This window comes from Rhizobium sp. UFLA01-1127, from assembly GCF_059803845.1.
The window spans coordinates 56,527-70,648 of sequence record NZ_JAUQTZ010000009.1; the positions used below are offsets into that span (position 1 = coordinate 56,527).

General features: G+C 59.3%; 13 protein-coding genes. 2 read left to right on the plus strand and 11 right to left on the minus strand.

The window, feature by feature from the left end:
• Positions 1-4: 4 nt before the first annotated feature.
• The 10 genes from yjfF to pcsA all read right to left on the minus strand — a co-directional run bounded on the left by yjfF (position 5) and on the right by pcsA (position 11,263).
• Positions 5-973, minus strand: a complete 969-nt coding sequence (gene yjfF, locus Q4Q11_RS03970; protein ID WP_112507156.1) for a galactofuranose ABC transporter, permease protein YjfF — start codon at positions 971-973, stop codon at positions 5-7.
• A complete protein-coding gene (locus tag Q4Q11_RS03975; protein ID WP_112507158.1) occupies positions 970-1,998 on the minus strand; it encodes an ABC transporter permease in 1,029 nt (342 codons plus the stop codon). Before Q4Q11_RS03975 ends, yjfF begins: the two co-directional genes overlap by 4 nt.
• A complete protein-coding gene (gene ytfR, locus Q4Q11_RS03980; protein ID WP_113215473.1) occupies positions 1,995-3,518 on the minus strand; it encodes a galactofuranose ABC transporter, ATP-binding protein YtfR in 1,524 nt (507 codons plus the stop codon). The genes Q4Q11_RS03975 and ytfR overlap by 4 nt, the downstream gene beginning before the upstream one ends.
• Before the next feature lie 131 nt (positions 3,519-3,649).
• Positions 3,650-4,612 (minus strand): galactofuranose ABC transporter, galactofuranose-binding protein YtfQ, encoded by a 963-nt coding sequence (gene ytfQ / locus Q4Q11_RS03985; RefSeq protein ID WP_112507162.1) that lies wholly within the window; start codon positions 4,610-4,612, stop codon positions 3,650-3,652.
• A 143-nt stretch (positions 4,613-4,755) separates the two neighbouring features.
• The gene (locus tag Q4Q11_RS03990; RefSeq protein ID WP_112507164.1) at positions 4,756-5,832 is read right to left on the minus strand and encodes a BMP family ABC transporter substrate-binding protein; all 1,077 of its coding nucleotides are present in this window, start codon (positions 5,830-5,832) and stop codon (positions 4,756-4,758) included.
• 53 nt (positions 5,833-5,885) lie between these two features.
• Positions 5,886-6,806, minus strand: a complete 921-nt coding sequence (locus Q4Q11_RS03995) for an ABC transporter permease (RefSeq protein WP_112507166.1) — start codon at positions 6,804-6,806, stop codon at positions 5,886-5,888.
• Entirely contained in the window at positions 6,803-7,888 is a 1,086-nt protein-coding gene (locus Q4Q11_RS04000) for an ABC transporter permease (RefSeq protein ID WP_112507168.1), read from the minus strand. The genes Q4Q11_RS03995 and Q4Q11_RS04000 overlap by 4 nt, the downstream gene beginning before the upstream one ends.
• Positions 7,878-9,452 carry an ABC transporter ATP-binding protein gene (locus Q4Q11_RS04005; RefSeq protein ID WP_112507170.1) on the minus strand — a complete coding sequence of 525 codons (1,575 nt, stop codon included), beginning with the start codon at positions 9,450-9,452 and terminating at the stop codon, positions 7,878-7,880. The genes Q4Q11_RS04000 and Q4Q11_RS04005 overlap by 11 nt, the downstream gene beginning before the upstream one ends.
• 41 nt (positions 9,453-9,493) lie before the next feature.
• Positions 9,494-10,477: a quinone oxidoreductase family protein gene (locus Q4Q11_RS04010; RefSeq protein ID WP_112507172.1), complete on the minus strand. Its 984-nt coding sequence runs from the start codon at positions 10,475-10,477 to the stop codon at positions 9,494-9,496.
• Positions 10,478-10,537: 60 nt separating this feature from the next.
• A complete protein-coding gene (gene pcsA, locus Q4Q11_RS04015) occupies positions 10,538-11,263 on the minus strand; it encodes a phosphatidylcholine synthase (RefSeq protein ID WP_112507174.1) in 726 nt (241 codons plus the stop codon).
• 212 nt (positions 11,264-11,475) lie between these two features.
• Between pcsA and Q4Q11_RS04020 the strand changes: the two genes are divergently transcribed.
• Positions 11,476-12,678: a UbiH/UbiF family hydroxylase gene (locus Q4Q11_RS04020; protein WP_498568728.1), complete on the plus strand. Its 1,203-nt coding sequence runs from the start codon at positions 11,476-11,478 to the stop codon at positions 12,676-12,678.
• A 147-nt stretch (positions 12,679-12,825) separates the two neighbouring features.
• Here the strand turns inward: Q4Q11_RS04020 and Q4Q11_RS04025 are convergent, their stop codons facing one another.
• Positions 12,826-13,578: a cytochrome c biogenesis CcdA family protein gene (locus tag Q4Q11_RS04025; RefSeq protein ID WP_498568729.1), complete on the minus strand. Its 753-nt coding sequence runs from the start codon at positions 13,576-13,578 to the stop codon at positions 12,826-12,828.
• A gap of 273 nt (positions 13,579-13,851) precedes the next feature.
• On the opposite strand from Q4Q11_RS04025, the gene Q4Q11_RS04030 reads away from it, so the two are divergent.
• Positions 13,852-14,122: PsiF family protein (locus tag Q4Q11_RS04030; protein WP_498568730.1), on the plus strand; the 271-nt coding region annotated here is incomplete at its 3' end.

Genomic DNA, 14,122 nt, shown 5'->3' on the forward strand with positions numbered 1-14,122 from the left:
TCCCTTAGACATATCGTCGATTCAGGCGGGAAAGCAGCAGAAGACCCTTCTGCATCAGAATAAAAGCAAACAGCAACAAGCCGATCAATATCTTCGTCCACCAGCTGGAAAGCGTCCCGTCGAAGGTGATGTAGGTCTGAATCAAGCCCTGTATGAGAATTCCGATGAGTGTTCCCCCGACGAACCCCGCTCCTCCAGTCAGCAGTGTTCCGCCTATGACCACGGCAGCAATCGCATCGAGTTCGACACCGACCGTGGCAAGCGAATATCCGGCAGATGTGTAGATCGAAAAAACGATTCCGGATAGGCCAGCTAGAAATCCCGACAGTGCATAAATCTGGATCGTCGTTTTCCCCACCGGCACGCCCATGAGTTCCGCGGTCTGCGCGCCGCCGCCAAGTGCATAGACATTGGCACCGAAACGGGTGCGCTGCGCCAGCAAGATGCCGCCGGCAAAGACGAGCAGCATGAGCCCGCCGATCAATGTCAGCCTGCCGCCGCCAGGCATCAGCCAATAGAGATCGTTGAGCTGAGAATAGAAATCATGCTCGATCGGGATACTGTCGATCGACAGCACGAAGGCGATACCGCGCGCCAGAAACATGCCGGCCAGCGTCACGATGAAAGGCGGCATGCTGAGATAGTGGATGATGGCACCCATGCCAGCGCCAAAAAACGTCGTAATGACAAGCGCCAGGGCGAATGCGATCAACGGATGGATCGGCGTATCGCGCAAAATGACGGCCAGAAAAACGCCGGTGAAGGCAATGACCGAGCCGATGGACAGGTCGATGCCGCCCGAGATGATCACGAACGTCATGCCGACAGCGGCAATTCCCAGAAAGGCATTGTCCGTCAAAAGGTTGCCTACCACCCGCGTCGACAGCATGTTCGGATACTGCGTCACGCAGCCGACATAGGCCAGGATGAAGATGACGATCGTCGCAAGCAGCGGAAGATATTTCGAATTCACTTTGCCTGCTCCTTCTGCACCATCTGCCCCTCACCTCGGCGCCGCCAGAGGAACGACGTGGCGGATTGCATTGCCGGGGACTGGATGACCAGAATGACGATGACGATGAGCGCCTTGATCACCAGATTGAATTCCGGCGGAAAGCCGGAGAGCAGGATGCCTGTATTGACCGATTGAATGATCATCGCGCCGATCAGCGAACCGACGATGCTGAAACGGCCGCCGAGCAGCGAATTGCCACCGACCACGACGGCAAGGATCGCGTCCAGTTCAAGCCAAAGACCGGCGTTGTTGGCGTCGGCGCCCTTGATGTCGGCGGTAACGATGATGCCGGCGATGGATGCGCACAGACCGCTCAATACGTAAACCGCGATCAGCAGGACCGGCGTCCGGATACCGGAAAGCGTGCTTGCCCGACGGTTGATGCCGATCGCTTCGACCAGCATTCCAAGCGCCGTGCGCCGAACCAGAGCGATCACCACGAGCGCGGCGAGGAGCCAGATCACGACGGGCATCGGCAGGGCGGCGAACGAACCGCTGCCAAGGAAGATCAGCCCGTCATTGTTGAAGGTGAGGATCGTGCCCTCGGTGATCAATTGCGCGATGCCGCGGCCCGCCACCATCAGCACCAGCGTCGCGATGATGGGCTGGATATCGAGTGCGGCGACGAGGAATCCGTTCCATAGCCCGCAAGCCAAACCGATGCCGATCGTCAGCAGCAGCGTATAGGAAAGCGGGTAGCCAGCAACGATCGAGGATGCCGCAACCGCACCGCAGATCGCAATGACCGCGCCGACGGACAGATCGATGCCCTTGGTGGCGATGACCAGCGTCATGCCGATGGAGAGCAGTGCGACCGGTGCACCACGATTGAGTACGTCTACCAAGCTTCCGTAGAGTCTTCCATTCTGAACCTCCAGATGAAAGAAATGCGGGAACATGATAAAATTCAACAAAAGAATAACTGCAAGTGCAATGAGCTGCGGCGTCAGGCGGAGCAAGGAGGTTTTGATTGGCGAGCTCATGCGTCCTCCAGCGTCTTCTGAGCCGTGGCGATGGCCTCGACGATATTTCCGGCCGTTATCTCACTGCCGGCCAACTCAGCAATATGCTCGCGATCACGCAGGACAATGACGCGCGAACTATAGGCGACGAGCTCCTCGAGTTCGGATGAAATGACCACCAGGGACATCCCCTGCCGGCAGAGATCCTCGATCAATCGTATGATTTCCGCATGGGCACCGACATCGATGCCGCGTGTCGGCTCATCCAGGATAAGGAAGCTCGGATTGGTTGCCAGCCATCGCGCAAGGATCGCCTTCTGCTGGTTGCCGCCCGAAAGAAGCCGGATCGGCTTTTCGCGGTCGGTCGTGCGGATATCCAATGCCTTGATATAGCGATCGGCGATGGCGTTCTGCTCGCTGCGCGGCAAGGGCCTTGCCCAGCCCCGCCTTGCCTGCAGTGCCATGACGATGTTTTCGCGAATGGAGAGATCACCGATGATCCCGTCTGTCTTGCGGTCTTCCGGGCAAAAACCGAAACCGCTCCTGATCGCGGCGCGCGGATTGGAAAGCGCAACGGCCTTGCCTTCGATCTTTGCTTCACCGCTGTCGGCGCGCTCGACACCGAAGAGCACTTCGGCGGTTTCCGTGCGCCCGGAGCCAAGCAGGCCGGCAATGCCGACCACCTCGCCGACGCGCACCTCCATATCGAAAGGCTTGATCTTGCCGCGCTTGCCGAAGTTCGTGAAGTGATATCTGACTGGGCCGCTTTCCGTCTCGCTCTGCTTTGCCGTGCTTTCGGTTTCAGCGAGTTCGCGGCCAAGCATCATGGCGATCAGGGTCTGCCGCGGAAGACCGGCCGCATCGCGCGCGCCGACCAGGCGACCGTTGCGGAGAACGGTGATGCGATCGCAGATTTCGTAAACCTGCTCCAGAAAATGTGTAATGAAAACGATTCCAAGCCCACGCTGTTTCAATTGCCTGACGATGCCGAACAGCATTTCTACTTCATGCGTGTCGAGGCTGGCGGTCGGCTCGTCGAGGATGAGGACTTTACCGGAGAGATCGACCGCGCGGGCAATTGCGATCACCTGCTGGATTGCTACGGAGAAGCGGTCGAGCTGGCGGCCGACATCGATATCCAGGCCATATTGCGACAGCAGATCTCTCGCCATGTCATTCATCAACCGGCTGCTGATCATACCGAATCGCCGTGGCTGACGGCCCAGAAAGAGGTTTTCCGCCACGCTCAGATTGGGCAGCAGGTTCACTTCCTGATAGACGGTTCCGATGCCGAGCCTCTGCGCTGCCAGCGTGTCATGCGGATCGATCTCGGCCCCATCGAGAACGAGCGTGCCGGCATCGCGGCGATAGGCGCCGGTCATGCATTTGATCAGGGTCGACTTTCCGGCCCCGTTTTCGCCGAGCAGCGCATGAACCTCGCCGCGCATCAATGTGAAATCGACGTGATCGAGAGCGGTCGAACCGGGGAAATACTTGCAAAAACCTGTCGCTGTCAGAAGTCGCTCGACGTCGTGAGCCATGAAGCGCGAATTTCCTTGGAAAGAATCAAATTGCGAAAGCGATAGCCGGCGCATTGCGTGGGTGCGCCGGCATCTTGCACAAGACATCGCACCGGCGCGGCGTTGCCGATCCGGTGCGATAGGCTTTCGTCTTAGTAGCCGAGGTCCTTCTTCTGTTCGTAGACCTTCTGCGGGTCATCGGCCTGGGTATAGAGCTTGGATTCCGTCTGGATCCATTTCGGCGGCTCCTTCTTGGTCTTCAGGAAGGCGTCGAGCGCATCGAAGGCCGGACCGGCCATGTTCGGCGTCAGCTCCACCGTTGCATTGGCTTCGCCGGCAGCCATAGCCTTGAAGAGATCCGGAACCGAATCGATCGACACGGTCAGGATGTCCTTGCCCGGCTTCAGACCGGCTTCCTTGATCGCCTGGATGGCGCCGACGGCCATATCGTCATTATGGGCATAAAGGGCACAGATGTCCTTGCCACCATTTTCAGCCTTCAGGAAGCTTTCCATGACTTCCTTGCCCTTGGCGCGGGTGAAGTCGCCGGTCTGGCTGCGAACGACCTTCAGGTTATCGTGCCCCTTGATGGCTTCCTCGAAGCCCTTCTTGCGGCCGATAGCCGGCGAGGAACCGGTCGTGCCCTGCAGCTCGACGATATTGCACTTCTTGCTGCCGACCGTCTTTACGAGCCAGTCGCCGGCAACCTTGCCTTCATGAACCAGGTCTGACGTAACAGCGGTCAGATAAAGGTCCTTGGGTGCGTTCACCGTGCGGTCAAGCAGAATGACCGGGATCTTCGCTTCCTTGGCTTCTTTCAGGACGGCATCCCAGCCGGTTTCGACGACGGGCGCCAGCAGGATCGCATCGACGCCTTGCGCGATGAAGGACCGGATCGCCTTGATCTGGTTTTCCTGCTTCTGCTGTGCATCAGCGAACTTCAGATCGATGCCGCGCTTTGAAGCTTCCTGCTTGGTCAGCGTCGTCTCAGCCGCGCGCCAGCCTGACTCGGAACCGATTTGCGAGAAGCCAACAACCAGTTGCTTCGCCGACGCCGAGGTAAACATGCAGGCAGCAAGAATCGTAGCACTAACGAGTGCGGTTTTAAACTTCATGATTATCTCCCAAAGGCCATCTCCTCAGGCCCGCGACAAAAAAATCATATAGTAATACTTTTGTAAATCGACTTTCGATGATGCAGTGCAACAAAAAAGGGCGCTCGACGCGCCCTTTTTCAACTTTACCTATTTAGCCGCAATTACTTGGAAGCCGGCAGCTTGTCGTCTACGCCTTCTATGTAGAAATTCATGCCGAGCAGCGTGCCGTCATCGGCCTTCTCGCCGGCCTTGAGCCATGGCGTGCCGTCCTGCTTGTTGATCGGGCCGGTGAAGGGAGCAAGCTCGCCGGACTTGATCTTGGCCTCGGTTTCCTGAGCCATTTTCTTCACGTCGTCAGGCATGTTCGTATAGTCGGCCATCTTCAGGATGCCGTCCTTCAGGCCGTCCCAGTTCTGCTCGGACTTCCACTTGCCATCGAGCAGCGCATGAACGCGCTTGGAGTAGTAGTTACCCCAGGTATCGACAACGGCCGTCAGCTGCGCCTTCGGGCCAGCCTTGATCATGTCGGAAGCCTGACCAAAGGCATGGATGCCGCGCTCTTCAGCCACCTGCATCGGCGCCGTCGTATCGGTATGCTGCGTCAGGATATCGACGCCCTGGTCGACCATTGCCTTGGCGGCGTCGGCTTCCTTGCCCGGATCGAACCAGGTGTTGACCCAAACGACCTTGAGCTTGAAGCTCGGATCGACGGAACGGGCGCCCTGTTCGAAGGAGTTGATGCCCATGACGACTTCCGGAATCGGGAAGGACGCGATGTAGGCGGCACCATGGTTCTTCGACATCTTGGCGGCGATCTGGCCAAGGATGTAGCGGCCTTCGTAGAAGCGGGAGTTGTAGGTCGCCAGATTCGGGCCGCTCTTGAAGCCGGTCGCATGCTCGAACTTCACTTTCGGGAACTTGGCCGCAACCTTGACGGTTGCATCCATGAAGCCGAAGGAGGTGGAGAAGATCAGCGAGCAGCCGGAACGGGCAAGACGCTCGATGGCGCGCTCGGCATCCGGACCTTCCGGAACGTTTTCGAGATAAGGCGTCTCGATCTTGTCGCCGAATTCCTTCTGGATCTGCTGGCGGCCGAGATCATGCGCCTGCGAATAGCCGCCGTCCGTATGCGAACCGACATAGACGAAGCAGACCTTGGTCGGTGCTGCTTCAGCAGCGGCGGCGAAACCAACGATGGCGGCGGCTGTCGTTGTGAGGGCGAGTGCTAGTTTTTTCATGGTTACCCCTGTTGGTTTGACATGTTTTACAGAAATCGGTCCGGTTGTTGCAATCAGCGCTCCGGAACGAAGGCCTTGCCGAGCGACGCTGGCGTGTTGATCAAGGTCGCGCGGCGATTTTGAGAGATGATGACGAGAACCACAATAGTCGATGCATAGGGCAACATCGACAGGAACTGCGAGGGTATGCCGACACCGAAGCCCTGCGCATGAAATTGCAGGATCGTCACTGCGCCGAAGAGATAGCCACCGGCCATGACGCGCATCGGCCGCCACGAGGCGAAGACGACAAGAGCCAGCGTCACCCAGCCGCGGCCGGCCGACATGTTCTCGACCCATTGCGGCGTGTAGACGAGCGACAGCTGAGCACCTGCAAGCCCCGCGCAGGCACCGCCGAACATGACAGCGAGATAGCGCGTGCGGATGACATCGATGCCGAGCGCATGGGCCGAGCCATGGCTATCGCCGACGGCGCGCAGTTTCAGGCCGGCGCGGCTGCGGAAGAGAAACCAGTTGACCCCGATGAGCAGCGCAATCGAAAGATAGAAGGTCAGGTCCTGTTTGAACAGCACCGGCCCGAGGAACGGGATATCCGACAGCAAGGGAAAAACGATTTCATGCAGCTGCACGCCCGGCACGCTGACATAGCCTTCGCCGATCATGCCGGAAAGGCCGAGTCCAAGGATCGTCAGCGCCAGACCGGTCGCGACTTGGTTCGTCACCAATGTCAGCGTAAGAAAGCCGAACAGCAGCGAAAACAGGGTACCCGCGACGATGCCGGTCAGCAGGCCGACATAGGGCGATCCGCTTACCTGCGCACCGACGAAGGCGGCGACGGCACCGATGATCATCATGCCCTCGACACCGAGGTTTAGAACGCCGGAGCGTTCCACTACAAGCTCACCGAGGCCGGCAATGACGAGCGGCGTCGATGCGGTGATGATGGTGAGCAGGATGGCTTCGAAGACGCTCATGCCGCACCTCCCCGAACCCGCGACCAGACCAGGCGGATCTTGTAGTAGATCAGCGTGTCGCAGGAGAGCACGAAAAACAGCAGCAGGCCCTGGAACACGCTTGCCGCCTTGGCCGATATTCCCGGCGACAGCTGCGCGGCCTCACCGCCAAGATAGGTCAGCGCCAATACAAGACCTGAGAGAATGGCTCCGAGCGGATTGAGGCGCGCAAGGAAGGCGACGATGATGGCGGTGAAGCCGTAGCCCGGCGAGATGGCCGGCTGCAGATGGCCGATGGAGCCGGAAACTTCGGATATGCCGGCCAGTCCCGAGAGCGCACCGGAGACGAGGAAAGCGAACCAGACCATTTTTCGCGAGGAGAATCCGGCAAAGCGCCCTGCCCGCGCCGACTGGCCGAGCACGCTGATCTCAAAGCCCTTCAGCGTGTATTTCATCAGGAACCAGGCAAGGATCGCCACAACCACGGCAAAAACGATACCCCAATGGGCGCGGCCGGAATCTTCCCATATCGCCGGCAGCACCGCCTCGGGCGGAAAATCGATGCTCTGCGGGAAATTGTGGCCCTGCGGATCGCGCCATGGCCCGCGCGACAGCCAATCGAGGAAGAGCTGCGCGATATAAACTAGCATCAGGCTCGTCAGGATCTCGTTGGTGTTGAAATGCGCCTTCAGAAGCGCCGGAATGGCGGCATAGAGCGCGCCGCCGATGGCGCCGGCGATCAGCATCAAAGGCAAGATTATGGGCGAATGCCAATCGGTGAAGACGATCGGGATGAACGATCCGGCAATAGCGCCCATGGTAAACTGGCCTTCGGCACCGATGTTCCAGTTGTTGGAGCGGTAGCACAGGCAAAGACCAACGGCGATCAGGATCAGCGGGCCGGCCTTGATCGCCAGCTCGTGCAGCGACCAGACCTCCAGCAGAGGCTCGACAAAGAAAGCGTCGAGCGCCTCGACGGGGTCCTTGCCCATAACGGCGAACATGATGGTGCCTGCAATCAGCGCCAACGCGAGCGCAAGCAGAGGCGAAAGCAAACCGAACAACTTCGAGACCTGCGGGCGCTTTTCGAGTTCAATGCGCATGTGCAGGCTCCGGATGCGTCTTCGATTCATGCAGACCGCCCATCAATAGCCCGATCTTTTCCCGTGTCAGCTCGCCGGCGGGATAGGACGGCGACAGCCGCCCTTCCGAGATGACGGCAATATCGGTCGCGACTTCGAAAATCTCGTCCAGATCCTGGCTGATGACGAGCACGGCCGAACCGTCGCGGGCGAGATCGACAAGAGCCTGCCGAATGCGGCTCGCAGCCCCGGCATCGACGCCCCAGGTCGGCTGGTTGACGACGAGAACGCTCGGCTGACGATCCAGTTCGCGGCCGACGATGAACTTCTGCAGATTGCCGCCGGACAGAGCACCGGCAGCCGGATCCTCGCCGCTCTTGCGCACATCCATCGCCTCGCAAATGCGTTTCGTCGCCTGCTTGACCGCGCCGTGCCTGATGACGCTAAGGAAACCGCCGCCTAGGAATGCCTTGCGATCCGACTGATTGCGGGCAAGCACAAGATTATCCGACAGCTTCAATGCCGATACCGCAGCGTGGCCGTGGCGTTCCTCGGGCACAAAACCCGCGCCGATCAGCCGGCGCGCATTAATGCCTTTAGTCCCTACGGCCTTGCCGCGCAATTGGATGAGATCATCCGCGGCGACCGTGTATTCTCCGGAAATGACATCGAACAATTCGCCCTGGCCATTTCCGGCAACGCCGGCAATGGCAAGAACTTCGCCGGCGCGCACGCGCAGGGAAACATCCTTCAGCGCCATGGCGAACGGAGTTCGCGCCGGCGCCGAAAGGCCGGCCACTTCCAATAGAATATCCCCCTTCGCGCCAAGACCCTCGTGCCGCACGCTCGCGACATCACTGCCGACCATCATGCGGGCAAGCGATCCGGTCGTCTCCTGCCGCGGGTCGCAGGCGCCCGTTACCTTGCCATGGCGCAGCACTGTCGCGCGCGAACAGATGCGCTGCACTTCTTCCAGCCTGTGGCTGATATAGAGCACCGAGCGCCCCTCGTCTCGCAATTGGAACAGCGTCTCGAACAGGCGATCGGCCTCCTGCGGCGTCAGAACGGAAGTCGGCTCGTCGAGAATGATCAGCTTTGGATTTTGCAGGAGCGCACGGACGATTTCGATGCGCTGGCGTTCGCCGACCGAGAGATCCGCGACATGCGCGTTCGGATCGAGCGGCAGGCCGTAAGCGTGGGAGAGCTTGGCCGCCTCCTCCGAAATTTTTGCGAGCGGGATATTGCTGTCGAGCGAGAGCGCGATATTTTCCGCGACTGTCAGTGCCTCGAACAACGAGAAATGCTGGAATACCATGCCGATGCCGAGCTTGCGCGCGGTGCCCGGTGCATCGATCGACACAGGCTGCCCCTGCCAGGCGATCTGCCCATGCGACGGCTCGAGCACGCCGAACAGCATCTTGACCAGCGTGGATTTGCCGGCGCCGTTCTCACCGAGAAGGGCGTGAATTTCCCCTGGCTGGATTTCAAGATCGATTTCGTTGCAAGCAGCAAAACTGCCGAAGAGTTTCGTCAGCTTGCGAACCGACAATAGCGCACCGGTTGCCGGCGCATCGGATGACGACACGTTCCCCTCATTTCCTTCCCACCGCCCCGCCCTTTACGGATCTATGGGATCAGCAGCGTAGTTCCACTCGTTTTCCTGGCTTCCAGATCCGCGTGCGCGCGCCCTGCATCAACAAGCGGATAGGTTTGATGAATATTGATACGCACTTTGCTGCCTTGCACAACAGCAAATAACGCCTTTGCACTGGCTCTCAACTCCTCAGGTGTGCCGACATAGGCAAAAAGGCTCGGCCGCGTGGCAAAGAGCGAGCCCTTCTGGTTGAGGATAGCGAGATTGAAATTCTCGATCGGACCAGACGACTGGCCGAAAGTAACCCACATGCCGCGCGGCTTCAGACAATCGAGCGACTGCGGAAACGTGTCCTTGCCAACCGAGTCGTAGACGACATCCACACCCTTGCCGCCGGTAATCTCCCGGACGCGGTCTGCAAAATTCCCCTTGCTGTAGTCGATGACGTGGTCGTAGCCATGCGCCAGCGCCAGCTCGACCTTTTCGGCGGAACCGGCTGTGCCGATGACAGTTTCGGCCCCGAGGGCCTTGGCCCACTGGCCGGCAATCAAGCCGACGCCGCCGGCAGCGGCGTGAAACAGCAACGTCGTTCCCGGGCCGACCTTGAAGGTGCGGTTCAGGAGATATTCGGCCGTCATGCCCTTCAGCATCATCGATGCTGCGGTTTCGAGCGGAATATCGTCGGGCACCTTGACCAAATGGCGGGTCTCGATGTTGCGTTCGGTGCTGTAGGCGCCGTCGCTGCCGACATAGGCGACGCGATCGCCGACGGCAAAATCAGTCACACCGGGGCCGACTTCCGTGACGGTACCCGCAGCTTCCTTACCGAGCGGCAAGGGAAAATGGGGCGCCTTGTAGAGACCGGAGCGGAAATAGACATCGATGAAATTGAGGCCGATCGCGGCATGGCGAAGCTGCACCTCGCCCGCGCCTGGAGGCGGCAGATCCACCTCCTCCAGCTTCATGACCTCAGGACCGCCATTTTCATGGATACGGATAACTTTGGTCTTCTTCATGATGCACAATCCTTACTGACGTCCCTGGGGACGGGCCTTACTGACATCCTGGGACAGGCCTTACTGACGTCCAAGGGACGGGAAAAACTGCAGCACGGCACCGATACAATAAAGATAAATACCGCTGAGGATGAAGAGGACAACGGCCCATTGCGGCATGACGAAATGCATCAGCAGCGAATAGATGCCGAGCGCCGACCAGAAGAGAAATATGCCAAGGTTCAGCGGCCGCAAGCGCTTGACGCGCACGGGGTGCAGGAAATTGATCGGCAGGAAGGTCAAGACGACGGAAACACCTACAAGGATCATTGCGGTCGTCGCGCTGGCACCGATAACGAAAAGCGTGAAAATCACCATGTTCCAGACCACCGGGAAACCGGAGAAAAAATACTCGTCCGTCTTCATCCCGGTATCGGCATAGTAGATGGCGCTGGAAACCACGATCATGCCGGCGGCGACAAAGGACCAGGGCTCGCCGATCATGCCGCTCTCATAGAGCGCGAAGGCCGGAAGGAGCACATAGGTCACGTAATCGATGATATTGTCGAGCGTGTCGCCGGACCAGTTGGGCAGCACTTCCTTGACGCGAACCTTGCGCGCGATCGGGCCATCGATGCCGTCGACCAGCAGCGCAAGGCCGAGCCACCAGAACATATCGACGAAGCGATGCTCCGATGCCGCGACGACGCCGAGAAAGGCAAGAAACGATCCGGAGGCCGTCAGTATATGGACGGAGAAAGCACGCATCTCCGCATAAGGTACCCGCTTGTAATTGAAGATTTTCATCCGCCCCACGACTCGTCAGCTTATTCACCTGCCCCGGCAGGCGGTTTTTCTTGCTAATATGCATCCTTTGGCCGGCATCGCCAGCGCAAAAGCGTTCATCGTGGCACGCTAGCGCGACTTACTGTCATTTTCACCCGTTGCAATGTTTCATCCCATGGATTTCAACAGGCTAAGCGCTTATTTTCAGAACCAGAGGCAATTGAGGCATCGATATGAAGCAGATTGAAGTGGCCGTTATCGGCGGTGGCCTGGCTGGCATGATCACGGCGTTCGCGCTGGCGCGCGGCGGAAGATCCGTCGCCCTCGTCGCCGCACCGCATAACAAAGCCGACAAGCGGACGACGGCGCTGATGGATCAATCGATCCGCTTTCTGGAACGCCTGACGCTGTGGGACCGGATCGCGCCTTCGGCAGCGCCGCTGACCACGATGCGCATTATCGATGGCACGTCGCGGCTGCTGCGGGCGCCAACTGTCTCGTTCCGGTCTTCCGAAATCGGGCTGGACGCCTTCGGCTACAATATTCCGAACGCCGTGTTGCTCGACAACCTCAGTGAGGCCATTGCGGCGGAAGGCAATGTCAGCCGCATCGAAGCGACTGCTTCCGAAATCGCCTTCCGCGACGATGGCGTATCGATCGCTCTCGACAACGGCGATTCGATCGAAGCCGCATTCGTCGTCGGCGCCGATGGCCGCAATTCGATGGTGCGCGAGACGCTTGATATCAAGGTCAAGGGCTGGTCCTATCCGCAGTCGGCCATGGTTTTGAATTTCGCGCATAGCCTGCCGCACCAGAACATCTCCACGGAATTTCACACCGAAAGTGGTCCGTTTACGCAGGTTCCGTTGCCCGGCAGACGCTCCAGCCTCGTCTGGGTGCAGAAACCGGCTGAAGCCGTTGCCAATGCCGGAAAGTCGCTCGAGGAGCTCGGCCGGTTGGTCGAGGAACGCATGCAGTCGATGCTCGGCCAGGTCACGATCGAAGACAGCGTGCAGGTCTGGCCGCTTTCCGGCATGACTGCCTATCGCTTCGGCAAGGGCCGCGCCGCGCTGATCGGCGAAGCGGCCCATGTCTTCCCGCCGATCGGCGCACAAGGGCTCAATTTGAGTCTTCGCGATATATTGGCGCTGTCGGACATCCTCTGCGGACGCGCGGATCAGCCGATTCCGGCGGCATCCGGCGACAGTTTCGATCGCAAGAGACGTGCCGACATCATCAGCCGCACGGCGAGCGTCGATCTCCTCAACCGTTCGCTGCTGTCGGACTTCCTGCCTGTACAAATGCTGCGGGCCGCGGGTCTGCATGTGCTTTCCGCCATCGCGCCGCTGCGCAACTTCGTCATGCGCGAGGGCATCGAGCCTGGCGGCAGCCTGCGTAATTTTTCGTCGATGCTACGGGAAAAGCTGCACGGGTAAGGCACCCGGCTCCGTCAAATAAAGGGCAAGAGGAACCGTCACCGCGGAACAGGCCGTACGCCCATGGCAAATAGTGCGCAGGATGTTGCCGCAACCGTCAGGCATGTTCCATTTTGCGCTGAAAACGGAGGCGAAGATCTCGCCCGGCTAGCCGATTTTCATGAGGATTGGAAAGGTCTGCTGAAACCAGATCGCCATATCGCTGATGTAGCCGAAAATGAAAGCGAGGCCCGTCAGCACAAGAAGGCCGCCCATGACCTTCTCCACCGTGCGGAGATGGCGGCGAAAGCGGGAAAGAAAGCTCATGAAAGCGCCAGAGAAGCCAGCAGCGATCCAAAAAGGAATGGCGAGCCCGAGCGAATAGACGGCGAGCAGGCCGGCGCCTGCGCCGACCGTTTCGCGCGAGGCGGCAATGCCGAGAATGGCGCCGAGCACCGGACCTATGCAGGGCGTCCAGCCGAAGGCGAAGGCAAGGCCCATGATATAGGCGCCGGTCAGCGTCGCCGGCTTGCCGCCGCTTTGGAAACGTGCCTCGCGCGCGAGAATGCCGATGCGGAAAACGCCGAGGAAATTCAGGCCCATGACGACGATGATGAGGCCGCCGATCTTGGCGAGAATATCGAGGTGCTGGCGCAGCAGCAGGCCTATGGAGGAAGCGCCGGCACCCAGCGCGACGAACACCGTGGCGAACCCCAAGGTGAAGAACAGCGCAGACAACAGCACGTTGCCGCGAACGCTCGGTTGCGCTACAGCCATTGCGCCGCCGCCGCGAAACTGCTCCACTGAAATTCCCGCCATGTAGCAGAGATAGGGCGGCACGAGCGGCAGCACACAAGGCGAAAGAAAAGAAAGCGCTCCGGCGAGCAAGGCGCTCAAAAGCGAGATATCGGCAAGCGACACGATGGACTCCGGCTATGTCATTCCAGCTCCTTCCTAGCGTCGCAGGGGTATGAAAGCCAATCACCTTTTCGAGTGGAGCAACAACTCGTCCCTGGGGTTGAATTCTCGTCCAATATTACATCAATGCGACAAATCAGCTGCTGCCGAGCGCGACCAACGGCCGCAAAGCGACCTAACGAACGAATTGCTTTTGCAGGAATATTGGTTCAAGCTGCTGTCGTTCGTCGGACAACGTACATTCCATCCAAAGTTAGTTATCGGAGGAAAAGCCCCATGCGAATTGTTACTATGTTCACGACTGCAGCCTTTGTCGCGCTCTTCAGCGTAAGTGCCATGGCACAAACAGCAACTCCCAGCACCACGACGAAAACTCCCAGTGCAACGACGTCGACTCCTTCGACCACCACCACCATGACCAAGCCAAAAGCGATGAAACCGGCCCAGACAGCCGTTTCCAAGGCATGCTCGGCGCAGGCCGATGCCAAGGGCCTGCATGGAAAGGCGCGCGCCAAGTTCAGAAGCGATTGCAAGAAGAACGGCGGCA